This is a genomic window from Chryseobacterium sp. WG14, assembly GCF_024586945.1.
GTDB lineage: Bacteria > Bacteroidota > Bacteroidia > Flavobacteriales > Weeksellaceae > Chryseobacterium.
In genome coordinates this window covers 167,644-193,249 of record NZ_JALCZD010000003.1, presented here as the reverse complement: position 1 = coordinate 193,249, position 25,606 = coordinate 167,644, and the positions used below count along the sequence as shown (strand labels likewise).

Here is a 25,606-nt window from a genome sequence, read left to right as displayed (position 1 = left end):
AATATTAGTGGTTATGACCTTTTTCGCCACTGTTCATATAGATTGAGCTTTTCGTATGGCTTGTAAAATTTTCTTCAGTACTGAAATTCATTTCTTTTCTTGAAATTTCATTACGTTCCTGTTTTACTTCGCTGTGTACGTCTCCTTCTATAAACTCTGTAAGTTTTCCAGTGATGAAAACCTGGGAATCTCCTATCACAGAAGAGGTTTTTATCATCCCCACGCTTTCACTATGATTCATCGTCACCGTATCTGTTTTATTCATTCCAACGCTGGTAGACATATTTTGCCCGACATTGATATTGAGGTTTCCTCCTGCATTGAAGTTGATATCATTAGGTGCAGATACTGTGATGTTTCCTTTGCCGTCCATGAAATAATTGTTACCGCTTGGGTCTACAATATTTACGCTTCCTTCGGCATCATTCATCAGAATACGGATACCGCTTCGGGTCTGAATAGATTTTAAATGGTTATTCACACCGCCACCTAGGGCAACTCCACCATGGAATATTCCGCCCATCACGAAAGGACGATCCGGATGGTTATGTACAAATCCTACCATTACCTGATCTCCTACTTCAGGAATGGCTACATAGCCTCTGTTTTGGATGATCTGATCTGTTCCTCCGGCATCCGGGCTCATTACCCTGATAAAATCTGTTGTTTCATTAAGCTGCCACAGGAATTTTACTTTTACGCGTCCCTGTCCCAAAGGGTCTTCGTTGGAAACTACCACCGCAGGCTGTGTTTCTGCAAAAGGGGTGGTAAATTCAGGTTTCGGGATGAATCCTGTATCAGAAGCAATGGCTTCAAAACTTCCTTTATAATGGCCTAAGGTATCAATCTCATGGGTAACTTCTGTCATCATCAGTTTTGTGAAATACCCTGTTTTGCTGGAATCAGGTTTTCTCAGATAAAGATCTGCGGTACAGCCCGGATATAGAAACGGCATTGTGGTATCACCAGATACTCCAAATACATCTACTCCTTTACTGCCCCATGCTCCTGTTTGGGAATTCACCACATCCATATCGGTAGCGGCCCTGATGGGAGCCGGCTGAAGTGAAGGGGTTTTAAAAATACCTTGATTATTTGAATAAGTAGTTTGAGCAAGACTTCCCATATGTTTTAATGGAGTTTCGCCTGAAGTCAGCATGGTATTTTTACTGCTGTTGTACCCATAATAACCGGGTTGGGTATGGAGTGCCCTAAGTTCGGTATGAATATTTGAGGCACTACTTCCGCTTATCAGCTCAAGAGGAGCAGCCGGAGCCGGCATATTTCCGAAATGCAGTACTTCTCCATCATAGAAAAACTGTTCTCCATAGGCTTCTGCCAACCTGCATAAATAATTGTAATGGGTTTCATTGTACTGGGAGCTGTAGACAATTTGTGATGAGGCTTTGGCATTTACCCTGAAATCATACCAAAACGGATCTATTCCCTGTTTAATAACCTCATCGGCTATAATTCCAGTATTGACAGGTTGTGATCCTCCAAAACTCTGGGTATGCGGAGATCCGTCTAAAAGAATGGTAGGACTGAAGCCTTTTAAAACTATATTTCCCAAACTGTGAGCTTCCTGGCTGAATCCTACCTTGGTAATGATTCCTACGAAAACTCTTTCAGGACTGTTTTTGGTTTCAAAATCTTTGTAAGCAATTTTGATGGTAAGACGCTTGCCTAAAAATGTATTGGCCTGTTCCAGCTGATGTCCCTGTTTTTCGGATAGGGCATCATGAGCCAGTGTTAACTCAAATTCGTGATGGGTTACAGCGCTCTGCTTTAGTTTGAAATGTTTAAAACTGGAAATGATTTCACCATTGATAACGGCAGAAAGCTTGACGATTCGGTTGATTCCCGCTGTATTATTTTCTTTTACTGCCTGAGCGTTATCAGGAGCACGGTATCCATCAGTAAAGGATACGCGTTCTGAAGTCGTATTTTTTTTCATGCTTTATATTTGTGTTATTCTGAATCTAATGATCACAAATATAAAAAATATTTTAAATTAAATCTAAATAAAGGGAAATATACCTGCTTTATAGAATATTCAAGAAATAGCTCAATAACTAATGTCTTGGTATATCTTTTGAATTTTCAAAAAACAATAATTCTATACTATGATACGACTACTTTTTATATGTGTAAGCTTCATCTTCTGCTTTATTGCTTGTAGTAAAACAGCATCTTCATCGACAGATAAAAAACAGATCACCGAAAAAGTAAACCAACTTTACAGCCAATATGGGAAATCCAATGAAACCGTATATAATCAGCCTATTCCGGATGATTTATTTTCCCCGGACTTAAAAAAGGCTTTGCAAAATGCCATAAATGCTTCAAAGGCTGATATTGAGAAGGTGAAAAGCAGCGATCATCCGGATGAGAAGCCTTTGATATTTGAAGGGGCTATGTTTTCAAGTTTATATGAAGGCTATACTGCTTACAAGATCCAATCTATGGACATTCACAATGCTTCAGCCCAGGTGCTCGTCCGTTTTGAGTACAATATAACCTATCCTACAGTATCATGGACAGATACCATACATTGGTGGAACGTGATGGGAGCTGGAAAATTGATAATATCACCTTTGATTCTATCGGAAATTCTAAAGATCTTAAAACAAGAATGAAAGAGTTTGTACAAAGTACCCGTTAAAAATAAAACCGCTTATAAAAGCGGTTTTTATTTTTTTATGGACACTGAACGATTGGGATTTCACTGCAGAAAACTTTATCTGCCCATTCGCAATAGGTGCAATATTGTTTAGGTTCTCCTCCATACACTGATTTTAAATCTAATTTAGTCAGTTTCTTTAAATTTTTCATATCGTTTTAATTTTATGGTTAAACAAAATTAAACGAATCCTATTAATTATTATTATAATTTAATATTCAAAATTTTCATTATTTACACTATTTAGATAAAATCCGTATAAGGATCTACTTCGCTTTATTTACAATAATAGACTCTTAAGACTATCTGTTATTGATTTCTACGGTTACAGGCATCACATAGGTATAGGCAACCATATTGTCACTTATTTTTTTGCGGTCTACTCTATAATCAAGTTCGCTTAAAACATTCTCAATTTCTTTGCTTACGCTTTTGCAATCGCCACTGGAATGGACATTTACAATTTTTCCGTTTTTAGCAATATCAAATTTCACTACTGAATTGACGGTTCCCTGTCTGTATTCAGGCTTGGTAAGATCAAAATTGGCGATCAGTTGAGACCTGATGTCATTAAAAGTTTCACTTTTATTCAATTGAATTTCCTGGATTGTATTATGATCTGTAGTTTGTGCCTGAGCAATATTGGCTACCGCTGAAAATGCAACAACAAAAAGTAAAGCGGTCAATATTTGAATTTTATTTCTCATAACTATTTGGTTTTAAGATTATATTTGGGTTTATTCTCTATCTCTTACTCAAAGTTATTAAAAATAATTCATATTAATTTTACATTCAGTTAACATTGAGTTAACATTAAAACATAAGTATCTGATTAACAATTGTATAAATTTATAAAATACGTGAAAATTTAATATTGAAAGTTAGATTACAATACTAAATCTTTACTATTTCACCTGTTTTTTAATCCGATCGGGTGCTTCAACTTGAAAATACCTGTATTTAAATAAAAAAAAGAATCTGCTTTCGCAAATTCTTTCCTATACTTATATTGATGTTCTGATTATTCCAGTTCCCTTTTCAAAAATTTTCCTGTCAGACTTTTCTTAGATTTTACAATTTCTTCAGGAGTTCCCTGGGCTACGATCTGTCCTCCATACTTTCCTCCTTCAGGGCCTACATCAATAATATGGTCTGCCAATTTAATTACATCCATATTATGTTCGATGATGATAAATGAGTTTCCTAATTCCACTAATTTATTAATGGCTTCCATCAGGATTTTCACGTCTTCAAAATGCAGTCCGGTAGTAGGTTCATCCAGGATATAAAGGGTATTTCCAGTTTGTCTTTTTGCCAGTTCCGTTGCCAGCTTGATACGCTGTGCTTCTCCTCCGGAAAGGGTTGTTGACTGTTGTCCCAGAGTAATATATCCTAAACCTACATCCTGTAATGTTTTTACTTTTGCAAAAATCTTAGGAATAGGCTGGAAGAAATCTACCGCTTCATCAATCGTCATATCCAGTACATCGGAAATGGATTTTCCCTTGTAGCGGACTTCCAGCGTTTCCCTGTTGAAACGCTTTCCGTTACAGGTTTCACAGTGAACGTATACATCCGGAAGGAAGTTCATTTCAATGACTTTCAATCCTCCCCCCTGGCAGGTTTCACATCTTCCGCCTTTTACATTGAAAGAGAATCTTCCCGGCTTATATCCACGGATTTTACTCTCAGGTAATTCTGCAAAAAGATTTCTGATGTCTGTAAACATTCCTGTGTAGGTTGCAGGATTGGAACGTGGCGTTCTTCCAATGGGAGTCTGGTCTACATCCACAATTTTGTCAATATTATCCAGACCTTCAATTTTTTTATAAGGTAAAGGCTCCTGAACTGCTCTGTAGAAATGTTTATTAAGGATTGGGTATAATGTTCCGTTGATCAGTGAAGATTTTCCACTTCCTGAAATTCCGGTTACCACAACCAGTTTTCCCAGAGGAACATCCAGTGTTACATTTTTAAGATTGTTTCCTGTAGCTCCTTTTAATAATATATTTTTTCCGCTTCCTGCTCTTCTTTCCTCAGGAATGGCGATTTTTCTTTTTCCATTGATATACTGAGCGGTTATGGTATCCGCTTTCAATAAATCTTTCGGTTTTCCCTGCCAAAGGATCTCTCCTCCGAATTTTCCGGCTCTGGGACCAATATCCAGCACCTCATCGGCTTCAAGAATCATATCTTTATCATGCTCAACCACCAATACAGAGTTTCCGATATCTCTAAGGTTCTTTAATGAGTGAATAAGCCTTTCATTATCTCTCTGGTGAAGACCGATACTTGGCTCGTCCAGAATATACAACACATTAACCAATTGAGACCCAATCTGTGTTGCCAGACGTATTCTTTGAGATTCTCCTCCGGAAAGGGTTTTGGAACTTCTGCTCAAACTTAGATAATCCAAACCAACATCCAGCAGAAACTGAAGCCTGGTTTCAATTTCCTTTAAAATTTCGTGAGCGATAATTTTATTTTTTTCAGAGAATTTATCTTTAACGTCAATTAACCAATCTTTTAAATCAGCTAAGCTTAACCCATTGACCTCAGCAATATTTTTACCATCTATTTTAAAGCTTAAGCTTGAAGGCTGAAGGCGGCTTCCATTACATTCAGGACAGGTTTCTTCTGTGGTAAAATGCCTTTCCAGCAAGATAGCCTCATAAGATTCTCTTTCCTCAATAATTTCCTCCATAAAAGGAATAAGACCATCAAAACTGATCTTTATCTTTTTGGTAATTCCTGCGTATTTAAGATCTTTATTAAATTCTTTGTGACAGCCGTTATAAATGTAATTCAAAGCTTCTTCCGGAATATCCTGTAAAGGCGTTGTTAACCCCAGTCCGAAGATCTCAAGGATATTTTTAATCTGCGCCAGTATCCATTTGTTTGATTTGATATCTTCCAGAGGTAATAATGCACCCTGATTGATTGACAGTTTTGGATTTTCTGTAAAATAATCGGTGTTGATCTTTTTGATCATCCCAAGTCCTTTACAGTTTGGGCAGCTTCCTTTTGGGGAGTTGAATGAAAAAGTATTAGGCTCCGGCAATGCTAAGGAATGTCCTGTTTCAGCATCCATTAAATTTTTGGAAAAATATTCAATAGCTGTACTTCCCAGCTTCTGGATTCCAATGATGCCCTCGCCCATTTCCATTGCGGTACGCAACGATTTTTCCATTCTGCTTTCTGAAGCACTTTCCCCGATGATCCAACGGTCGATAACGATATCAATATCATGGGTTTTATAACGGTCAAGCTTTAAATCATACTCAATATCCTGTAATTCTCCATCAATTCTAGCCTGTCCATAGCCCTTTTTTGCCATCTGTACGAAAAGTTCATGGTAATGTCCTTTTCTGGACCGTACTACGGGTGCCAGCAACATTATTTTCTCTCCTTTATAGTTTTCCTTGATGGTCTCAAGAATCTGATCTTCCGTATAGCTTACCAGCTTTTGCCCGGTAGACAAAGAGTAAGCATCAGAAACCCTTGCATATAAAAGACGTAGAAAATCGTACAGCTCTGTAACGGTTCCTACGGTAGAACGTGGGTTTTTATTGGTTGTTTTCTGCTCAATAGCAATGACAGGTGAAAGTCCTTCTATTTTATCTACATCCGGACGCTCCAGCCCGCCTAAAAACTGACGTGCATAGGCAGAGAATGTCTCAATATAGCGACGCTGGCCTTCTGCAAAGATGGTATCAAAAGCCAGTGAAGATTTTCCACTCCCCGAAAGACCGGTAATTACTACCAGTTCATTTCTAGGAATTTTAACGTTAATATTCTTTAGATTGTGCTCACGTGCTCCGTAAACTTCTATATATTCTGTTGATTTGCTCATAATTCAGAGTGACTTTGCCTGAAAATCACAACGTGCAAAATTACGGAATTTTATGGAAATTTATTAACCGTAAAAGGTATAAAAGTTTAATCTTTATTAAATTGAGTGATACAGAAGTACTCAGAGAAATCTATAAAAGGTTTTGCTGATTTTTCAGAAAAATAAAAAAGACCAATACAGATTATATTGGTCCTTTATTGTGTATAGGGTATATTATTATTTTACAAACGAATTGTATGAACTTAATACCGATTCATAAGATGAGTCGATCTGCTGAATGTTATTATCAGGAATTTTTCCGGCTTCCTTAGCATCCCTGATCAGTTTTCTGTAGGTATCTAAAAAGCTGGAAGCATTCTTGTTAAAAATTTCAAACTGAGATTTTTTATAAGCATACTGTGGATCTTTCACATCGAATACCAATTTTGCATTGGCTTCCACAGCTTTGGCGAATTCATTATACTTTTTCTGTGCCTCTGCTTCATTAAATTTTTCTGTATATTGTTTACCAAGCAGTTCCACCACAGAATCTAAAGAATTCATTACATTTTTGGAAGATAAAATATAGTTTTTCAACGGATGATCTTTAAGGATTACTTCTTCAGCGGCATCTGTTGCAGGCTTAATCTTCATTATAATATTCTCCCCAGCTAAATAGAGTGCATCGGCTTCAGTTTCAATCTCTTTTCTTAAATTCTCTGCTTTGGCACCTTTATCATCTTTATAATCTTCAGAATTCATATAAGATTTAAGCTCTTCAAATTTCTTCTCTATTTTTTCTTTTTTGGTTTTGTAAATATTAAAATCTGATTCAATTCCGGCTTTATCTTTTTCAAATCCGGAGGGAACCTCTTTGATTTTTGAAAAGCTGTAATCCATTGAACTTATTACAGGCATCATCATTACATTCCCGCCTTTTGATCTTACGACTGCTTCATCAGCATATTTTAAGATTCTCTCAACATGTTTCGAAGTGTTTTTATAAGAATCAATAAAATTATTGTTAAAATCAATAATAGTGTTTGCTTCCTGTTCTCCTCCCAAATTCAGAACTGCGTTCCCCAGTTTATCAGCTCCTTTTTTACAGCTTATATTCACTACTGCCAGGGACAAGGCCATAGCCATTATCATAATCTTTCTCATATTTTTGGTATTGTTTTAATTTTACATATCCTGAAATTCAACATCTTCATTGGTTATTTTCACCAGATATTCAATACCGTCTATTGCTTTGGCAATAATCTGATTTCTAAGAATATTGGACATATTTTCCCAATACGCTCTTCCATAGAAGGAATAGTTTTGGGGAACAATCTCCACTTCTACCGTTCTTACAAAACCTTCTTTAGGTCTGTTGCTTACCATGGTTCCCCTTCTTACTCTTACATCTCTCATTTCATCTTTCAGAATCATCCTGCAGTAATTCTTAACGTCTTCAAGTGAAATGATCTTATCTCTTGTTGTTAATGCATATTTATAAGCCTGGATGCTGTCTGTTCCTTTTTGCTCCTCTGCTCCTCCCAGGGTTTCAGCAAGCAAAACAATGGTCTGAGATTTCAGCTGGTTAGACAGCTCTGTTCCCGGACGCATATGATTGGCTAAAGTACAGTGGGTTACCCAGAAAGAAGCATACGTATGATCTGTTTTTTCTACAGGCTCCATAATGACATAATTCAGTTCCTGTCTGATATTTCTCTTGGCATTATTCACTTTCTGTACCATAGATTTCATTTTGTCAGACATTTCGCTCAATACCCCTTTTACATTATCTCTGTTCAGAAGGGAAAAAGCAGCAATTTCATCCCGGGTCAGCTCCAGAACATTGGCAATCATATCCACAGCATTTCTACTGGTAAAACGTTCCATTCCTCCTTTCCTAACGGTATACAAACCTTTTTTAAGATCATCCGCCGGTGTGAAAGGGATTTCTGTATATTTCCTTCCGTCTCCGTCCTGAACATCATCTACATATAGAAAATGTTCTCCTTCGTCAGTAACCAAAGGAATATTATTCCCCATGATATCTAAACTGTATTCTGTTTTCTTCCAACCTCTATTGTAGATAGGAAATGCATTCAGCACAAATGAAAAGTTATCCAGGATTTCAGCAGAAAACTGGGGTGGAAATTCAAAAGTTAACCATAGGAACTTTTTATTGTCCATATATTTCACAATCTCCTCTTTTCCGTGAAGGAATTCAAGATTTTGCGGAAGTTTTCCCGGCTCTGAAAATAAACTGTTGGAAATTCCTGTTACCTCAATAAATTTATGACGGTAAATACTTTTAATATCTTCAATCACTTTATTCCGGATAGACTGCTCTCTGAACATCTGTTCGTAACCGTCCGGCTGGTTTTCTGTAAGGTAGCTTAATCCCTCTCTTACAAATAGTGGATTTCCATTACTGGTAACGGTAATATAAGGTAATAATTTATAGACAAAATCCAAATGCTCAAAAGCAGGATTGGAACAAAAGATACTTAAATATTTAGGGAAATTTTCGTTTGTATATTTACTGACATCAACTCCTACTGTAATTTTTCTATAATCTTCGGGTTTTCCCGGAAACCTGGCAATAGGAATTTTATTGAACCGGTCATCTATACTGTAGCAAGTATTTCCTACAAACATGATGGAAGTATGAACTTTATTGATCCTTACATTTCCTACGGGAGTGAAAGGAATATTCAACTGTTTGTCGGACTCTGATTTTATGGTGGAAGTCATCTGCTTACGGAAGAAAAACTCCGTATGTTCCAATAAAACTTCGGAAGACTCATAAGGCTGTGTAAAAGCTACAGAGTGAGCGGGAATAGGATGGGTATAAATAGATGGCGTAAGAAGTTTTGCCAGTTTTTCTAAAATACGGGCATTGACCGTCTGAATTTCATTATTAGCCTTAAAGACCTCTGTACTGAATGCATCTATCAGTAGTTTTACAAAAGGATCTAAAGATTGCGGGCTCTTGAGTCCCCAAACTTTAGTGGCATTCTGAAGCATTCTGGCTTTTACAGATTCTTTGGAATATATATTCTGATCTAAATTCATAAATTTTTGGTGCTGTTAAAAAAAATTAATCAATAGACATCGGGCTTAGAAACAATTCTGTTGAAAAACTGAAACGTTCTCCCGTAGCTTCCATTTTTGCATTGATCGCAATTCTTACTTTCTTTTTGATTTCTGTGTGCTCTTTGGTATCGTAGCTGTGTTCTACAAACTGTATATTGGCATCAATCTGTGGCTGTACAATGCGGGGTTCGTATTCCTGAATCTGTCTTTTAAGACTTTTAACAAAAACATTTTCCCAGATCGCGCTGGTGACTCCGTTATCAAATTCCAGGTTCCAAACGTCGTTGCCATAATTTTCATCATATCTGTTCTCCCCTTTTTTAGTGGTAATCAGTAACATGATATTGTGGGCAATACTTTCCCCCATATCGCAGGTATCAATGCTTCCGCCTTCAGTCATTAAAGTTGAAGGTACAAAAGGCATTCTGTAATTTGGTGTATCCATAATCAACTTCTTATTTTTTACTTCATGGTTAAGTTTACTTAAAAACGAAATACCAAAATACACATTTTCACTAAATAAATGTTTAATAAATTAAAATATTATTCAAAAACAAAGGCTTCCAAATTGAATTGAAAGCCTTGCTGCTATTATATCTTATATGATATCAGTGTGTTTTTTTGCGGTTAATAAAATAATAGACCGGAAGTCCCAGCACAACCATAATCAACCCAGGCCATGTATATTGCTGTTTGTAAATTAAAAGCAGTATACAGAAGCCTGTTCCAATCACTAAATAAACAATTGGAGTAATTGGATAAAGCCAGGTTTTATAAGGTCTTTCAAGGCCAGGCTGCCTGATTCTTAAATAAATCACCCCGAAAACGGTAATCATATAAAATAAAACGATGACAAAAGAGATCATATCCAACAGGTTTCCATACTGCCCGCTCAAACAAAGAAGTGAAGCCCAGACTCCCTGCATCCATAATGCATTTTCAGGAACTTCATTTTTATTATTTTTTTCTGCTGATGTAAAGAACATTCCATCTTTTGCCATAGTCTGAAAAACCCTTGCTCCGGCTAAGATTAATCCGTTATTACATCCAAATGTGGAAATCATAACCAGTAAAGCGATAATCACTGTTCCTGCACTTCCAAAAATATTCTGTGATGCTGCTACCGCTACCCTGTCATTGGTCGCAAATGCAATTCCATCTCTGTCTAATGCATTTAAATAGACAAAATTAACTGCAATATAGAGAAGCATCACCGCAGAAGTTCCATAAATCATAGATTTCACGACATTTCTCTTCGGGTTATCAATTTCTCCGGAAACAAATGTTACACTTTCCCAGGCTACAGAACTGAATACAGAACCTACCATGGCAGCAGCAATACCTCCCAATAACGTCATTCCACCAATAGGCTGCCAACCTTCTTTAAGGAAGTTGCCATTAAAGTCTTTCTTAAGATTGTTAAATGAATCCGTACCAAGGCTGAAGTTTTCAGCCATATGCGAAAAATCCACCAGTATAAAGCCTGCAGCAACCAAGCCCAGTAAAGCAATAATTTTAGAACCTGTAAATATATTCTGAAGTACTTTTCCACTTTGTACCCCTCTTGTATTAATATAGGTAAGTAAGAGAATGACAGCAATAGCTAAAATCTGTATCCATGTAATTTTAAATTCTCCACTTTGAAAAATAGGTGCGGCATCATTAAGTGACGGAATAAGGTAGGCTGTAAATTTACCAAAAGCCATTGCCACCGCTGCAATAGTTCCGGTTTGTATTACCGTAAATAATCCCCATCCATAAAGGAATCCCATCTTCTTTCCGAAAATCTCTTTCAGATAGGTGTATTGTCCTCCAGCTTTTGGAAACAGAGCGGAAAGCTCTCCATAGCTTATTGCAGCGGCAACGGTCATCACTCCTGTTATAATCCAGACAACAACCAGCCAGTATCCGGATCCCAGGTTACGCATCATATCAGCGCTTACAATGAAGATCCCACTTCCGATCATTGAGCCCATTACCAGCATAATGGCATCCCATAATTTCAATTTTTTTTGCATAGTCAAGTATAGGCGTCAAATATAAACAAATCTGTCTTTTATTCTGAATTTTATTACAAATTCGATAATACACCTGTTTTATATCAACTTTTAATTGATTTTTGATTCAATATTAATTAGTACTTTTGAAAAAAATAATAAAATGAAATTCAAGACCATCATATTTGCAGCTGCAATAAGTGTTTCTTCATTGGCTTTCGCACAGGAAGTGGGACCTCCGGCAGGTAATGCTATAGTAGGTGATACGTATGGAGCAAGTGTAGCTTCCGGAACTGAATCTAAGGCTATCACCGTGGATCAACTGGGTAAACAGCTTAAAAAAGATAACAAAAAGCTGGAGAATGTAGCTATTAAGGGTAAAGTAACCGATGTATGCGATAAAAAAGGATGCTGGCTTACTATTCAGACTGAAGACAATTCTAAATTTTTTGTGAAAATGAAAGATTATGGATTCTTTGTACCTACAGCTTTAAAAGGTAAAAATGTTGTATTGGAAGGAAATGCAGAAAGAAAAATAACTTCTGTAAATGAGCAGAAACATTATGCTGAAGATGCTAAAAAACCGCAGTCAGAAATTGATGCGATCACTCAGCCTAAAGAGGAGATCAGATTTGTAGCTAACGGAATTAAAGTCGTTAACTAAGACTCTGCTCTACTATATAAAAAATAAATACGGCAATCAAGAGATTGCCGTATTTTTTAATCTTCTATTGTAAAACTTGCTGCTGCATCCAGTTTGGGATATTTAGTTTCAGAAATAAATTTCTTTCCTGTACAGTCTATTTCCAGCCAGCCTTTTCGTTTTTTCACATCTCCTACTTCCATGACAAAAGGGATAAAGGAAATCTCATCTTTTCCATCCTCTTTTATTTCTCTGTACTGAACAGCAATGTCCAGGATACATTCATGCTCCGTATTCAGTCTTACGTTTCTGTAGACAATATCATAATGGGTTTCTTTATTTTCAGGAATTTCAAGATAAGCCTCCCATCCGGTAGTTTCAGAATTGAGTTCACTTATTGCTTTCAGAGCATAGTAAAGGGCCACTGTATAATACTTCCTTGTGCCTTTTCTGGTATAATCATCTATGAAATGCCCTCCTTCAAATAAAATAGTCGGCATCCCTGCTTTTATAAAATTATCACCGGTTGAAGTAGGATAAAACTCATCAGAATATCTTCCAATCTGATTAGGGATCATTTCCTTTAAATGATGATAAACATTTCCAATCACTGCCATACATTTTTTCCTGTTTTCAGTTACGGTACGTTCTATATTTTCAGAAGGCGCTAAAAAAGAAAGTGTAGCAGGATGAATACCGTCAGTAGTAAAAATCGTTCTCTGCTCATGAAGGTTCAGAGCATAGTCATATTTTTTTGAGGCTACAGCATTCTTAAGAAACTTAATCTCTCTACTGGCTTCATTGTGAAAATCCCTGTTCAGGTCAATATCTACAGCATTCAGCCTTGTCCACCTTTCTGAACCGTCGGGGTTAAGCATAAAAATAAAATCAAGTCTAATCTTACTGAACAAATCTTCTTTCATTTCAGGAGCCTTATCTAAACTTACCAAAAGATCCAGCATCGCATGGGTAGCATTAGATTCGTTTCCGTGCATTTGCGACCACGCTAAAATATGAATATCACCTGTTCCGATGCTCAATTGATATATAGGTTTATCTAAATATGATTTTCCGATCTCCAGAATATAATCGCCGAGATTCGTCTGTAGGTAAGAAAATAATTTTTCAGGGGAAATATACCGATTAGGAAAATTAGGATGTTGGAAATAGATCTGTTCAAAATTCATTGTTGGAATAGTTTACAAAAATCAAATTTAACCATTTTAAGGCATAAAAACCAGATTAACATCTGTAAACAATTATAAAAACAGTAAAAATTTTAAAATTTCCTTATCTGATCAATTTGTTTACATAAGTGAAACTATACAATTTAAAGAGATTCTAGTCAATTAACATCTGTAACATTGTTAAACAGCATGAAGAGCCATATTGTCTGTTGGTAAAATTGTGGATTGTGAATAATTTAATTCAATATATTTAAATAACTACAATTCAATACTTTACAAAATCTATCTCAATCATGTTTATAAAGATACTTGAAGTGAATAAAAACCTGTTTTATAGCAAATAGGCATAATTTTATTAAACATGTCTAATGTGGATAAGTCCGTATTTTACATTACTATACATTTGTAAATTAACGAAACTCCAGGGAATTTTATCAGAAATGAAGTTCAATTTTTATTATTAAGAGTTTTATCTAATGAAATAAAATAGTTTTGGTGGACACGGAGATATTTAGCTCTAAAAAGTTTATAAAAGTGGTATTAATCCCCTATTTACATTATTAATTTACCATTGTATACAATAGAAAACATAGTTATAAAGCATTACAAGTCAGTATTTGCTCTATTATATATTCTTTGTAAGGATATAGTAGTTAACAATGTAAATAGTAGAAAATAGAAAATTATTTCCGATAAGTACTTCTGAAAAAGTCTCATAATTTACATTTATAATCAAGTTTTATCGGAAAAAACGGTTAAAAATAGGAAATATCATGGAGCTTATTGTACTCTGTAAGTAATAAAATTATTAGCTTAATACAATTGTAATTAAAATGTATATCATTGTTTTTCTTATAGTTATGTGTAGTTTACATTTGTATTGAATAAATTTTTATTGTAATTTACATTTGTGGTTTGTTTTTGTAAATTATATTATTTACATTTGTAACATAATTAAAAGCTTATTTTTATGAGTTTAAACGAGAGAATTTCACAAGTTATAGAGTATTCTAATTTTACGCCTTCCGAGTTTGCCGATGAGATTGATGTACAGCGATCATCCATTTCACATATTACTTCAGGCCGAAATAAACCCTCTCTGGAGTTTATCATAAAAATAAAATCGCGCTTCCCGGAACTTCTTTGGGATTGGCTGGTTACGGGTGAGGGCGAAATGCTGAAATCTGAACTTCCGGAAATAACAGTAGATGAAGATGAGGCTCATGATGATGAAAAAGAAAAAGGAAGGCCAACACCTCTACCCGATCTTTTCACGATGATGAATACCGATGATGAATTTGGAGCTGACGAGATGGAAGCAGACGTTCCCGTAGAAGGTCCTGTAGAATCGGTTATATCGGCCCAAAGTAAAGCTCAGGAAAAAATATCGGATTCTCAGCGATTAGAAAATTCAGCGGATCAAATTATCAGCCAAGCTATTGGAAATCAAACGAATAAGATAAAACGTATTGTTTTGTTCTATGAAAATGGAAAATTCGAAAGTTTTGAGCCCTAAAAAACCTGACCAAAGAAAATTGGTCAGGCTAAAAAATATTTGAAGAAGAAAACTAAAGCTATTGCTTTATTTTATTTTTAAAACTTTATGAATCTGTAGTTGTAAATTTTCTATTGGTTGATCAGGAAGCTTCAGGAATAAAACCCCAACATACTATTTAAAAAAACGAATGAAGATAATCCTGACTGGAGTAATGAGTGTCAATTTTTTCATGCATCAGTTTTTTATTGTTAATCAAATATAATAATTTAAAATTAAATCAGCAATAAAAATAAAATTATTTTACGATATATATAACACAAATGAGAATTAGACTTAATATCCCTAATATGCATTGTTTTTTTAACCTTAATAAATTGACTGTAAAGCTGTTATATTTATTGTATTCTTACCATAAAAAAAGCCCACATTTCTGTGAGCTTAATATGTACCGATAATAAGTGTTATTTTTTTCTTCTTTCCAGTTCACTTTTAATAAGTCCCAGTTCTCTTCCCGTCTGTCCGGCCACAGAAGTGTTCTCACGGGCTCTTCTTGTCAAATAGGGAACAACATCCTTTACAGGTCCGTATGGAAGATATTTAGCCACATTATAGCCCTTATCAGACAAATAGAAAGTGATATTATCACTCATCCCGTAAAGCTGCCCAAAATAAATGTGAGGATTGTCACTGCTTAAAGATTTGGCTTTCATCTTATCCATAATCAGTTCTGAAGAGATTTCGTTATGAGTTCCAAAGAAAGCAGAAACCTTATCCAGGTGATTCATTACAAAATCAATTCCTGCATTATAGTTTTTATCTGAAGCTTCCTTGGTAGGCTGAATAGGATCTGCATATCCTTTTTCTGCTGCTCTGGCTCTTTCTTTCTCCATATAAGCACCACGAACAATCTTGTAACCTATGAAATAGTTCTTTTCTTTTGCTCTCTGAAGGTTTGCTTCCATGTATTCCAGTCTTCCTGTTCTGTACATCTGGATGGTATTCCAAACGATCGGTTTTTCCTGATTATACTTTTCCATCATTTCTTCACAAAGGTGATCTGCGGCATCCTGCATCCAGGTTTCTTCAGCATCCACCATTACTTTTTTATCATTTTCATGGCAAAGGCTGCATACCTCATCAAATCTCCTTACTACTCTTTCCCATTCTTCTTTCTGGCTTGTGGTAAGCTCCGCACCTTTTCCAACAGCTTCATACAAGTCAATTCTTCCAAATGCTGTAGGCTTGAATACGATAAAAGGAATGGCAGGATTTCCCACTGAGAATTTAACAATGTCCTTAATTTCTTTGCAAACCGCATCAAAAGTTTCTTCATCTTCCTTACCTTCAATAGAGTAATCGAAAATACTTCCAACTCCTCTTTTGAAAAGCTGCTTTACAACTTTCATACTTTCTTCACGGGTTTCACCTCCACAAAATTGTGCAAACAGAGTGTTTTTTACAATTCCTGTTACGAAAGGAAAATTATTGTGTACTGTAAAATTAAGGACAGATGTTCCAAGGCTGGTAAGTGCAGGCTGTTCAATCATTTTAAACATCCAGTAAGCCTTTCTCAGTTGTGCATCAGATTTATCTGCAAATGCAACTTTAGTATCATTAAAAATGGGCATTCCTATTTATTAAATTTAGTTTTACAAAGGTAATAATAACCTTAGTTTATTTAAAGAATTTTTTTTATAATTTACTTTCAATTCCATTCAAAAGCATTGCAATAATTCCTACAAAAACCCAAAAACGTAATATATTAATTGTAAAGAAGTTACTTCTTCTTGAAGAATTTAAAAGTAGATAAATACAAATGATCATTACAAGTAATCCGCTGGCAAAATAATAAGCCATAAAACCAGTTATCCCGGTTTTGGTAATAATTTTCATTGAAACAGCCATCGTGATCAGAAGCAGTGAGATAAGGATGGTTTTTGTATTTTTAGTCTTAAAATAGTTGGGAATTGTGACGTACCCGAATGCTTTGTCTACACTCCTGGTAAGGGTGTCTTTTACAATATCAATACAAAGAAGGATCAGGAAAAGAAACACAGCCATCAGAATTACTTTTCTGGAAAAAGTTGCATAATATACCATCATTCCAAAGAAAGGATATAAAGTAAGGCTTACAAAAGTGAGATTGTTGAGGATCAGTATTCTACTCAGTTTATGGCTGTAAAACCACATAAAAAACTGGTAAACAAGAAAAAAAAAGAAAACATTATGGGAAATCATCCAGGCTACTCCCAGGGAAATAATACTTAATACCAGATAAGCGTATAAAAAGTACTTCTGCTTAATAAAACTCTGAATTCTGGTTCTGAAAGGTTTTACGATATGGTCTTTCTCCAGATCATAAAACTGGTTGATAATTCCACCGGCTAAAATGGTAAGGACCGTACAGAAAATAATGCCATGAACTTTAAAATCGAATACAAAATTTCTGAATGTTTCATCCTGATTGAAGAGAAAAAAAGTGGAAACATAGAGTGCAAATGTCAGCAGGGCAGCTACAAAAAAGCGAGCTCCGAGCATAAAGCCCACGAATTGTGAAAATCTATAAAATAAAGATTTAGAGATATAATTTTCAGATTGGAAAGTTTCTTTTTCAGAATTCATTCCAACCTGTTTAAAATCTGTAAATCACTTCTTTTTGGAAACCATCAAGCATTTTTTCTGCTTTCTCATAGTCTTTGGTAAATCCTAAAATATAACCACCGCCGCCGCTTCCGCAGAGTTTAAGGTAATAGGCATTAGAATCCAGCCCTTTTTTCCAGATATTAAAAATACTTTCAGGAATCATAGGACGGAAATGTTCGTATGCCCAATGAGAAAGTTTCTTTAAATTTCTAAAGAACGGATTCATATCTTTTTTAAGGAAAGATTCTATACAAGCGTTATTGTAACGGATAAACTCTTCTTTTAATGTTTTACGGAAACCTTCCGTTTTCATTTTTTCAAAGAAAATCTGGATCATGGGCCCGGTTTCACCTGTTATTCCGGAATCAATAAGGAAAATAGCTCCCTTACCTTCTTCTCCGTCCGGAATTGATACCCTATCTAAATTTTCTTTATTTTCAATCAGAATAGGCAGATTCATATAGCAGATTAACGGGTCCATTCCTGAACTTTTACCATGGAAATAGCTTTCCATTTCTCCGAAAACAGCTTTTAATTTTTTAAGATTATCTTTCGAGATGCTATCAGCATTCAGCTTACTGATTGAATATTTTTCAAAAATAGCTGCTACCAGAGCTCCTGAACTTCCCACTCCATATCCCTGAGGAATATTGGAATCAAAGAAAAGTCCGTTTAAAATATCAGTCTTAAAGCTTCCGATATCTAACTTAAAGTCATCAGAAAGATTAAGCACGGTAAGGTAATCAGCATATTTTTGCAGATGTCTGTTTGACTTAAGCTCAAATTCAGAGCTCAAATCTGAAAATTTTAAAGTTCCTTTATAGAAGCTGTAAGGTACTACAAGCCCCTGGGAATCTTCAATCATTCCATATTCTCCAAACAGGATTATTTTTGCATAAAATAGAGGGTTCGTCATTTTGACAATAAATCTTTTTGCAAAGTTAAAATTATTCTGCTGAATATAAGCAAAACTTGGACCGAATTCAAATTTATTTAAGGCTGAAGGCTGGCTTTCCGTTTTCCATCATTCTCATAAAGAAAAGATGTTGTTATAAACACAGCAAAAAAGCCTGATCAGATCAGGCTTTTGCATCATATTTTTAAGTTTATTGTTTTATCAATTTCTTATTCACCGTTTGTTTTTCGGTCTCTATACTGATTACATAGTTTCCTGTCTGTATAGAAGAAAGATTGATTTCCGTTTTGTTGCCTTTCAAAGAAGAAGCTGAAGTTACTAACCTTCCAGCTTCATCAAAAATTTTGTAAGATTTTAAATTTTCTTTTGATGAGATGATGATCATTGTTTTTGCCGGGTTTGGATAGATTGAGATGGTATTATCCTTCACCTCTATATCTTCCACGCCTAAAAATTTACATAGGAATCCGGCATTCCATCCATTACCTGTGCCCGATTCATTAGAGAAAAATTCAACTGTAATCGCACCGGTAGGATCTGTAGATACAAATGGTCCCGGAGGTAAAGTCCCTGTAAGGTTATTTCCGTTTGGAAACAGTGGAGAACCTGCTGAAGGTCCATTATACACATACATATAGTCCTTAAAATTTTCCAAATTAAATTCGTTAAAAACCAAGGTTAGTTTGGAGTTGGACAGTGGATAAAAAGTTTTGGTAAGCTTTTCATTATTAGAATATCTTCCTGAAGCACCACCCGAATCTGTAAATCGTATCCCTGAACACCAGTCTCCGTCTGTTAAAAATGTTCTGTATTTTTGGTAGGCTGACGAACCTGAACATTCGCTTCCAATGGATAAATTATAATAGGTATTAGGATCCAGGTTGCTTAAATTAAAGCTATTGGAATTAACAGTTCCTGACTGCACAATAGTTCCGTCCATTTTAGAGAGTCTATATTTCCATGATGACGAAAATCCATCTATAATAAAGGCACTTGCTGAATTCTGTGTTGTGTCGGTAATACTTACATCCAACACAGTAATTTCACAGGAAGAGGTACAGTTGGTACCCAGGCAAGCTTTTGAATTAATTGTATTCCTTATGAACTCAGCTGGCTGTGGTCCAAATCCATTGGCAAAATTGATTCCCACTCCGGCCATCAAGTGGCAGTAGCTCATTATAGTACCTCCTCCAGATCCCGGAATTGGCCCAGCACATGCATTTCCCTGATTTCCACTTTGAGTTCCACAGCCATCAATGGCTGTATTATTACCATTCCAAACGCAGGCATGGGTATGCTGAGATCCTAGTCCATGCCCCATTTCGTGGGTCGTTACGTTGACCGTCCAGGAATACATTGGAAACTGCTGATAATTGATTTGAACCGGTGCGTAACAATATTTCAAATCTGAACATAGAGAATTGATGTAGGCATATCCGGTAGCTGTAGGTGAGGTCACCAGCTGGGCAATATCACCATTAAAATAAGGCCTGCCATTTCTGAATACTCCCAAATCTGGATCATAATTGCCTGTATAAGGATCCGGCGTTGTCCATACATACATTTCACTTAAAGAGACTTTAATATCATCATTAAAATAAATGGTTTCAACACTATTATGAATAGCGGTCATCCAGTTAATGGTAGCGTTTATATTGGAACCATTGCTTTGATAGGGTTTATAACCTACTTCGTAAAATACCCGTACACAATTATCTGTCATCGTCCTTCTTGTAAGCTGTCCGGGATCAGGTAGCGTTTTTTGAATTTTGTTTTCCTTCAATTCATCTGCTCCACAGATAAAACTGTTTTGTACAGTCAGCTTAGATTCTGAATAACTTACGAAATCGCTTGAATTCTTCATCTTTCCCAGGACGATGTTTCCCAACGTTGGTGTCGAAATAATTCCTACCACATCATTATCAAAAAAGCTGAAGGCTACAACAGACTGATCATCCCCTTTTACAATGCCACGATAATAAATCCCAGGATGATAAGGTACGAATTCATCTTTTTTGGTTTTTACTTTAAAATCTGCTGTGAAAATCTGCTTTTTATACAGCTGAACGGTAATTTCTTTGTCTCCGTCAAAAGGAAAAGATACTTCAAGAAATTCGGGACTTTCGACAAGCAATCTCATTAGCTTGGGTACATTCAGGTTAAAAACCGTAGCATCCGGTGCTATTTTCTTTAGATCAACCAGATTATCAAGGTTTTTCACATCAAATAAGCCATACCTTGGAGCACGGTAGTTTAATTTCTCATATTCATGGATTTTTCTGGCTACGGGTTTAATTTCCTGAGCAAAACTGAAAAAATTCCAAAACAACACAGTAAACATTAGAATTTTCTTAATCATTATTAATTTTTTGTTAAAAATATAAATAAATACACACATATCACTGCATATACATAAAGAAGAATAAAAATCAACAATGTATAAAAACCACAGTAAAAATAATTCCACTGTGGTTTAGCTATTATTTTATCATAGGAGAACCCGTTATATTATTGCTTTATAAGCTTTTTATTTATCGTTTGCTTTTCAGTCTCAATACTAATTATATAATTTCCTGTTAGTATGGAAGAAAGATTTATTTCTGTTTTATTACCTTTCAGAGAAGATGCCGAAGTTACTAACCTTCCCGCTTCATCAAAAATTTTATAGGATTTTAAATTTTCTTTTGATGAGATGATAATCATTGTTTTTGCCGGATTTGGATAGATTGAAATGGTATGATCCTTCACATCTACATCCTCCACTCCTAAAAACTTACATAAAAATCCGGCATTCCATCCATTGGCTGTACCTGTATCATCAGAGAAAAATTCCACTGTAATAGCGCCGCTAGGATCTGTAGATACAAATGGCCCGGGAATAAGAGAGCCTGTAAGGTTGTTTCCGTTAGAAAACAATGGCGAACCTGCCGAAGGTCCATTATACACATACATATAGTCCTTAAAGCTTTCTAAATTAAATTCGCTAAAAACCAATGTTAGTTTGGAATTGGAAAGTGGGTAAAAAGTTTTAGTCAGTTTCTCTTTATTAGAATATCTTTCTGAAGCACCTCCTGAATCTGTAAACCGTACCCCTGCACACCAGTCTCCATCTGTTAAAAATGTTCTATGTTTTTGGAAAGCAGACGAACCGGAACAGTCTGTTCCAATATATAAATTATAATAGGTATTCGGATCTAGATTATTTAAATTAAAACTGTTTGAAGTAGTAGTTCCTGACTGTACAATGGTTCCATCTACTTTAGAAAGTCTGTACTTCCAAGATATGGAAGTTCCGTCAATAATAAAAATACTTGCTGTATTTTGTGTTATATCTGTAATACTGAGATCCAATATGGTGGTTTCACATGGAGAAATACAGTTCGTCCCCAAACAGGCTTTTGAATTAATCGTATTCCTTATTAACTCGGCTGGCTGCTGCCCAAATCCGTTCGCAAAATTGATTCCGACACCGGACACTAAGTGGCAGTAGCTCATAATAGTACCTCCCCCAGGTCCCGGAAGCGATCCAGGACATACACTTCCCTGAGATCCAGATGCAGCTCCACAACCGTCAATAGCTGTATTATTACCATTCCACGCACAGGCATGGGTATGAGGAGAGCCTAATCCATGTCCCATTTCGTGGGTGGTTACGAAGATCGTCCAGGAATACATTGGAAACTGGTCATAGTTTACCTGAACAGGAGAAAAGCAATATTTCAGATCAGTACACAATGAGTTGAGATAAGCTACTCCTGAGCTTGGGGGCGAAATGATTAAATTTGCAATATCCCCATTAAAAATCGGCCTGTTACTTTTGAACATAGCCAAGTTAGCATCACTCCCACCTGTATAAGGATCCGGCGTTGTCCATACATACATTTCACTTAAAGAGACTTTAATATCATCATTAAAATAAATGGTTTCAACACTATTATGAATAGCGGTCATCCAGTTAATGGTAGCGTTTATATTGGAACCATTGCTTTGATAGGGTTTATAACCTACTTCGTAAAATACCCGTACACAATTATCTGTCATCGTCCTTCTTGTAAGCTGTCCGGGATCAGGTAGCGTTTTTTGAATTTTGTTTTCCTTCAATTCATCTGCTCCACAGATAAAACTGTTTTGTACAGTCAGCTTAGATTCTGAATAACTTACGAAATCGCTTGAATTCTTCATCTTTCCCAGGACGATGTTTCCCAACGTTGGTGTCGAAATAATTCCTACCACATCATTATCAAAAAAGCTGAAGGCTACAACAGACTGATCATCCCCTTTTACAATGCCACGATAATAAATCCCAGGATGATAAGGTACGAATTCATCTTTTTTGGTTTTTACTTTAAAATCTGCTGTGAAAATCTGCTTTTTATACAGCTGAACGGTAATTTCTTTGTCTCCGTCAAAAGGAAAAGATACTTCAAGAAATTCGGGACTTTCGACAAGCAATCTCATTAGCTTGGGTACATTCAGGTTAAAAACCGTAGCATCCGGTGCTATTTTCTTTAGATCAACCAGATTATCAAGGTTTTTCACATCAAATAAGCCATACCTTGGAGCACGGTAGTTTAATTTCTCATATTCATGGATTTTTCTGGCTACGGGTTTAATTTCCTGAGCAAAACTGAAAAAATTCCAAAACAACACAGTAAACATTAGAATTTTCTTAATCATTATTAATTTTTTGTTAAAAATATAAATAAATGTCCAGTTATCACAACAATTATAAATAATGAATAGCAGATATATAAAAACCCATAGCAAAAATAATTCTACTATGGGTTTTATATATCTTATTGTGCTTATTCCTATTTATTATTAAGGGCTAGCTCTATCATTGTTTTATCAGTTTCTTATTCACCGTTTGCTTTTCAGTCTCAATACTGATTACGTAGTTTCCTGTCTGCATGGAAGAAAGATTGACTTCCGTTCTATTGCCTTTTAGGGAGGAAGCTGAAGTTACTAACCTTCCTGCTTCATCAAAAATTTTGTAAGATTTTAATGTTTCATCAGATGAAATGGTCACCATATTTTTTGCAGGATTCGGATAGATGTTTATTGAATTATTCTTGGTGTTAAGGTCTTCCACGCCTAAAACATTACAGGAAAAATTCACATTCCAGCCATTTGCGGTAACTCCTGCATCTGAAACAAATTTTACGGTTATAGCACCGGAAGGATCTGTTGATGTAAACGGGCCGGGAACGGTATTTCCTGTCAGATTATTTCCATTGGCAAATAATGGTGAAGTTGTAGAAGGTCCATTATATACATACATAAAATCATAATCCTCTTCAAGATCAAATGCTGTAAATGTCATCGTCATAGAAGAACCTGAAGCAGGATAAAATGTCTTTATCAATTCTTCATTATTTTTATAACTTCCGGCAGAACCGCCTGTATCTGTAAACAGTACTCCTCCACACCAATCTGCATCTGTAAGAACCAGACCAGATTTTTGATAATAGGTTTCATTAGCACATGGACCCACAGCGTCAACTTTGTAGTATGTTCCCGGCTGCAGATTTGCAATACTGAACGAAGGAGAATTTGTATTTCCTGTAGTCACATTAGTTCCATCCAATTTAGAAACTTTATATTTCCATGATGAAGATATAGCATCCGTAATGAACATATTGGCAGAATTTTGTGTAGTAGAAGTGGGTGCTATAGAAGAAATACTTGGAACACATGATGTTGTACAATTGGTACCAAGACACGGCTTGGAGTCTATTGTACTTCTTATTAAAGCTGCCGGCTGAACACCAAAGCCATTACTGAAATTAATCCCAATATTTGACATCAGATGGCAATAGCTCATAATGGTACCTGATGGAGGCAGAACATTACTGGTACACGTAAGTCCTTCGCTGTTTATAATAGAAGGCATTGCTGTGGGGCCACACCAGTCAATGGGAGTATTATTTCCATTCCACGCGCAGGCATGAGTATGTGGAGATCCTAGGCCGTGTCCCATTTCATGAGTCATTGCCTGGATAGTCCATGAATATACCGGTACATTGTTATAGGTCTGGGAAATCCCGGAATAAGCATGTGCGTAGGTTTTACACAGAGAATTAAGGTAGGCAATACTTGTGGTACTTGGCGTATTGATTAAATGGGCAAGATCGCCGTTAAAAGTTTGCCTGGCCGCTGAAAATTTATTTAAATTACTGCTTGGGCTTCCTGTATAAGGATCCTGAGTAGTCCAGATATAAATCTCACTCAGAGCTGTTTTTATATCATCATTGGTATAAAGTGTAGCAATATTATTATGAATTGCCGTAAGCCAGTTCGTAACAGTTGTGGTGTTGGAACCATTATTCTGATAGGGCTTAAAACATACTTCATAATAGACTCTTACACAGTTTTGAGTTAATGTTGTATTTTTATTGGCGTTCGGATCGTATGATATTTTTTGGTCATTATTTTCTTTCAATTCATCAACACCACAGATAAAAGGATTTACTCCTGTCAATTTAGAGTCTGAATAACTTACAAAATCTTCAGAATTTTTAGCTTTTCCAACAACTATATTTCCCAATTCCGGTGTAGAAGCTACTCCTACAATATCATTATTAAAAAAACTAAAGGCTACAATGGAATTATTATTTCCTTTTACTATTCCCTGATAATAAACCCCCGGCGTATAACTGACTGTTTTCCCAGTATTGGTAACCACTTTGAAACTGTTGGTAAAAATCTGATTTTTATACATTTCTACGGTAATCTGCCGTCCTTCGGCAAAAGGAAATGTAATTTCAATAAATTCGGGTTTCTCATTAACGAGTCTTTTCAGCTCGGAAGATTTTAGGGAAATAACGCTAATGTCTGTTGCAGATTTTCTGTATTCTGCCAGCTTATCAGTGCTGTTATTAACTTCAAACAAGTCATACGTTTTAGACTCTATCCTACCATTATGATATTCCGAAATTTTCTGGGCAACCGGTTTTAATTTCTGGGAAAACCCCAAAACAAAACATTGCATAAAGCAAATCAATAGAAATTTTTTCATGATTTTGATAATTTTATTCACTCAGCAAATAAACAAAAAAATCAAAACATAGTGAAAAATAAATACTAATTTCTAATAATATTCTAAAATATAGTATGC

18 protein-coding genes are annotated in these 25,606 nt (G+C 35.7%); 3 read left to right on the top strand and 15 right to left on the bottom strand.

The features are described 5' to 3' along the window. Nucleotides 1-4 precede the first annotated feature (4 nt). Nucleotides 5-1,957, bottom strand: a complete 1,953-nt coding sequence (locus MP478_RS06895; RefSeq protein ID WP_257200003.1) for a type VI secretion system Vgr family protein — start codon at nt 1,955-1,957, stop codon at nt 5-7. 169 nt (nt 1,958-2,126) lie between these two features. Here MP478_RS06895 and MP478_RS06890 point away from each other — a divergent pair, with 169 nt between their 5' ends. After that, nucleotides 2,127-2,639 (top strand): hypothetical protein, encoded by a 513-nt coding sequence (locus tag MP478_RS06890; protein ID WP_257200002.1) that lies wholly within the window; start codon nt 2,127-2,129, stop codon nt 2,637-2,639. 61 nt (nt 2,640-2,700) lie between these two features. Here MP478_RS06890 and MP478_RS06885 read toward each other — a convergent pair whose 3' ends face one another. From MP478_RS06885 to MP478_RS06855, 7 genes are all read right to left on the bottom strand, one after another. Beyond that, nucleotides 2,701-2,835 carry a protein with bacteriocin-type signal sequence gene (locus tag MP478_RS06885; RefSeq protein ID WP_230035401.1) on the bottom strand — a complete coding sequence of 45 codons (135 nt, stop codon included), beginning with the start codon at nt 2,833-2,835 and terminating at the stop codon, nt 2,701-2,703. A 150-nt stretch (nt 2,836-2,985) separates the two neighbouring features. Further along, on the bottom strand, nt 2,986-3,390 hold the full coding sequence (locus MP478_RS06880) for a hypothetical protein (protein WP_257188930.1): 405 nt from the start codon (nt 3,388-3,390) through the stop codon (nt 2,986-2,988). Nucleotides 3,391-3,704: 314 nt separating this feature from the next. Then, nucleotides 3,705-6,536, bottom strand: a complete 2,832-nt coding sequence (gene uvrA / locus MP478_RS06875; protein WP_257200001.1) for an excinuclease ABC subunit UvrA — start codon at nt 6,534-6,536, stop codon at nt 3,705-3,707. 216 nt (nt 6,537-6,752) lie between these two features. After that, nucleotides 6,753-7,679: a YiiG family protein gene (locus tag MP478_RS06870; protein WP_257200000.1), complete on the bottom strand. Its 927-nt coding sequence runs from the start codon at nt 7,677-7,679 to the stop codon at nt 6,753-6,755. A gap of 21 nt (nt 7,680-7,700) precedes the next feature. Next, nucleotides 7,701-9,584 (bottom strand): type VI secretion system baseplate subunit TssF, encoded by a 1,884-nt coding sequence (locus MP478_RS06865; protein WP_230035375.1) that lies wholly within the window; start codon nt 9,582-9,584, stop codon nt 7,701-7,703. 25 nt (nt 9,585-9,609) lie between these two features. Next, nucleotides 9,610-10,050, bottom strand: coding sequence for a GPW/gp25 family protein (locus MP478_RS06860; protein ID WP_257188933.1), 441 nt, complete (start codon nt 10,048-10,050; stop codon nt 9,610-9,612). 163 nt (nt 10,051-10,213) lie between these two features. Next, nucleotides 10,214-11,623 (bottom strand): APC family permease, encoded by a 1,410-nt coding sequence (locus MP478_RS06855; protein ID WP_257199999.1) that lies wholly within the window; start codon nt 11,621-11,623, stop codon nt 10,214-10,216. A 142-nt stretch (nt 11,624-11,765) separates the two neighbouring features. Between MP478_RS06855 and MP478_RS06850 the strand changes: the two genes are divergently transcribed. Then, nucleotides 11,766-12,266 (top strand): DUF4920 domain-containing protein, encoded by a 501-nt coding sequence (locus tag MP478_RS06850; protein ID WP_257199998.1) that lies wholly within the window; start codon nt 11,766-11,768, stop codon nt 12,264-12,266. 56 nt (nt 12,267-12,322) lie between these two features. On the opposite strand, the gene MP478_RS06845 is transcribed toward MP478_RS06850, so the two are convergent. Next, complete coding sequence (locus MP478_RS06845) at nt 12,323-13,432, bottom strand: M14 family zinc carboxypeptidase (RefSeq protein ID WP_257199997.1); 1,110 nt, start codon at nt 13,430-13,432, stop codon at nt 12,323-12,325. A 970-nt stretch (nt 13,433-14,402) separates the two neighbouring features. Between MP478_RS06845 and MP478_RS06840 the strand changes: the two genes are divergently transcribed. Beyond that, a complete protein-coding gene (locus MP478_RS06840; protein WP_257199996.1) occupies nt 14,403-14,948 on the top strand; it encodes a helix-turn-helix transcriptional regulator in 546 nt (181 codons plus the stop codon). A 443-nt stretch (nt 14,949-15,391) separates the two neighbouring features. Here MP478_RS06840 and MP478_RS06835 read toward each other — a convergent pair whose 3' ends face one another. The 6 genes from MP478_RS06835 to MP478_RS06810 form a co-directional block, all read right to left on the bottom strand. Beyond that, on the bottom strand, nt 15,392-16,558 hold the full coding sequence (locus tag MP478_RS06835; protein WP_257199995.1) for a proline dehydrogenase family protein: 1,167 nt from the start codon (nt 16,556-16,558) through the stop codon (nt 15,392-15,394). A 64-nt stretch (nt 16,559-16,622) separates the two neighbouring features. Further along, the gene (locus tag MP478_RS06830; protein ID WP_257199994.1) at nt 16,623-17,552 is read right to left on the bottom strand and encodes a UbiA family prenyltransferase; all 930 of its coding nucleotides are present in this window, start codon (nt 17,550-17,552) and stop codon (nt 16,623-16,625) included. Nucleotides 17,553-17,562: 10 nt separating this feature from the next. Continuing rightward, entirely contained in the window at nt 17,563-18,489 is a 927-nt protein-coding gene (locus tag MP478_RS06825) for a mevalonate kinase (protein ID WP_257199993.1), read from the bottom strand. Nucleotides 18,490-18,679: 190 nt separating this feature from the next. Beyond that, entirely contained in the window at nt 18,680-20,848 is a 2,169-nt protein-coding gene (locus tag MP478_RS06820) for a T9SS type A sorting domain-containing protein (RefSeq protein WP_257199992.1), read from the bottom strand. 149 nt (nt 20,849-20,997) lie between these two features. Next, nucleotides 20,998-23,166: a T9SS type A sorting domain-containing protein gene (locus tag MP478_RS06815; protein WP_257199991.1), complete on the bottom strand. Its 2,169-nt coding sequence runs from the start codon at nt 23,164-23,166 to the stop codon at nt 20,998-21,000. Between the two features lie 160 nt (nt 23,167-23,326). Further along, nucleotides 23,327-25,507: a T9SS type A sorting domain-containing protein gene (locus MP478_RS06810; RefSeq protein WP_257199990.1), complete on the bottom strand. Its 2,181-nt coding sequence runs from the start codon at nt 25,505-25,507 to the stop codon at nt 23,327-23,329. Nucleotides 25,508-25,606 lie beyond the last annotated feature (99 nt).

Bases quoted from the DNA above. Each gene is read 5' to 3' on its own strand.
- MP478_RS06810 (WP_257199990.1), bottom strand. From the start codon at position 25,507: ATGAAAAAATTTCTATTGATTTGCTTTATGCAATGTTTTGTTTTGGGG.
- MP478_RS06895 (WP_257200003.1), bottom strand. From the start codon at position 1,957: ATGAAAAAAAATACGACTTCAGAACGCGTATCCTTTACTGATGGATAC.
- MP478_RS06815 (WP_257199991.1), bottom strand. From the start codon at position 23,166: ATGATTAAGAAAATTCTAATGTTTACTGTGTTGTTTTGGAATTTTTTC.
- MP478_RS06890 (WP_257200002.1), top strand. From the start codon at position 2,127: ATGATACGACTACTTTTTATATGTGTAAGCTTCATCTTCTGCTTTATT.
- MP478_RS06835 (WP_257199995.1), bottom strand. From the start codon at position 16,558: ATGCCCATTTTTAATGATACTAAAGTTGCATTTGCAGATAAATCTGAT.
- MP478_RS06855 (WP_257199999.1), bottom strand. From the start codon at position 11,623: ATGCAAAAAAAATTGAAATTATGGGATGCCATTATGCTGGTAATGGGC.
- uvrA (WP_257200001.1), bottom strand. From the start codon at position 6,536: ATGAGCAAATCAACAGAATATATAGAAGTTTACGGAGCACGTGAGCAC.
- MP478_RS06820 (WP_257199992.1), bottom strand. From the start codon at position 20,848: ATGATTAAGAAAATTCTAATGTTTACTGTGTTGTTTTGGAATTTTTTC.
- MP478_RS06840 (WP_257199996.1), top strand. From the start codon at position 14,403: ATGAGTTTAAACGAGAGAATTTCACAAGTTATAGAGTATTCTAATTTT.
- MP478_RS06865 (WP_230035375.1), bottom strand. From the start codon at position 9,584: ATGAATTTAGATCAGAATATATATTCCAAAGAATCTGTAAAAGCCAGA.
- MP478_RS06830 (WP_257199994.1), bottom strand. From the start codon at position 17,552: ATGAATTCTGAAAAAGAAACTTTCCAATCTGAAAATTATATCTCTAAA.
- MP478_RS06860 (WP_257188933.1), bottom strand. From the start codon at position 10,050: ATGGATACACCAAATTACAGAATGCCTTTTGTACCTTCAACTTTAATG.
- MP478_RS06825 (WP_257199993.1), bottom strand. From the start codon at position 18,489: ATGACGAACCCTCTATTTTATGCAAAAATAATCCTGTTTGGAGAATAT.
- MP478_RS06885 (WP_230035401.1), bottom strand. From the start codon at position 2,835: ATGAAAAATTTAAAGAAACTGACTAAATTAGATTTAAAATCAGTGTAT.
- MP478_RS06850 (WP_257199998.1), top strand. From the start codon at position 11,766: ATGAAATTCAAGACCATCATATTTGCAGCTGCAATAAGTGTTTCTTCA.
- MP478_RS06845 (WP_257199997.1), bottom strand. From the start codon at position 13,432: ATGAATTTTGAACAGATCTATTTCCAACATCCTAATTTTCCTAATCGG.
- MP478_RS06880 (WP_257188930.1), bottom strand. From the start codon at position 3,390: ATGAGAAATAAAATTCAAATATTGACCGCTTTACTTTTTGTTGTTGCA.
- MP478_RS06870 (WP_257200000.1), bottom strand. From the start codon at position 7,679: ATGAGAAAGATTATGATAATGGCTATGGCCTTGTCCCTGGCAGTAGTG.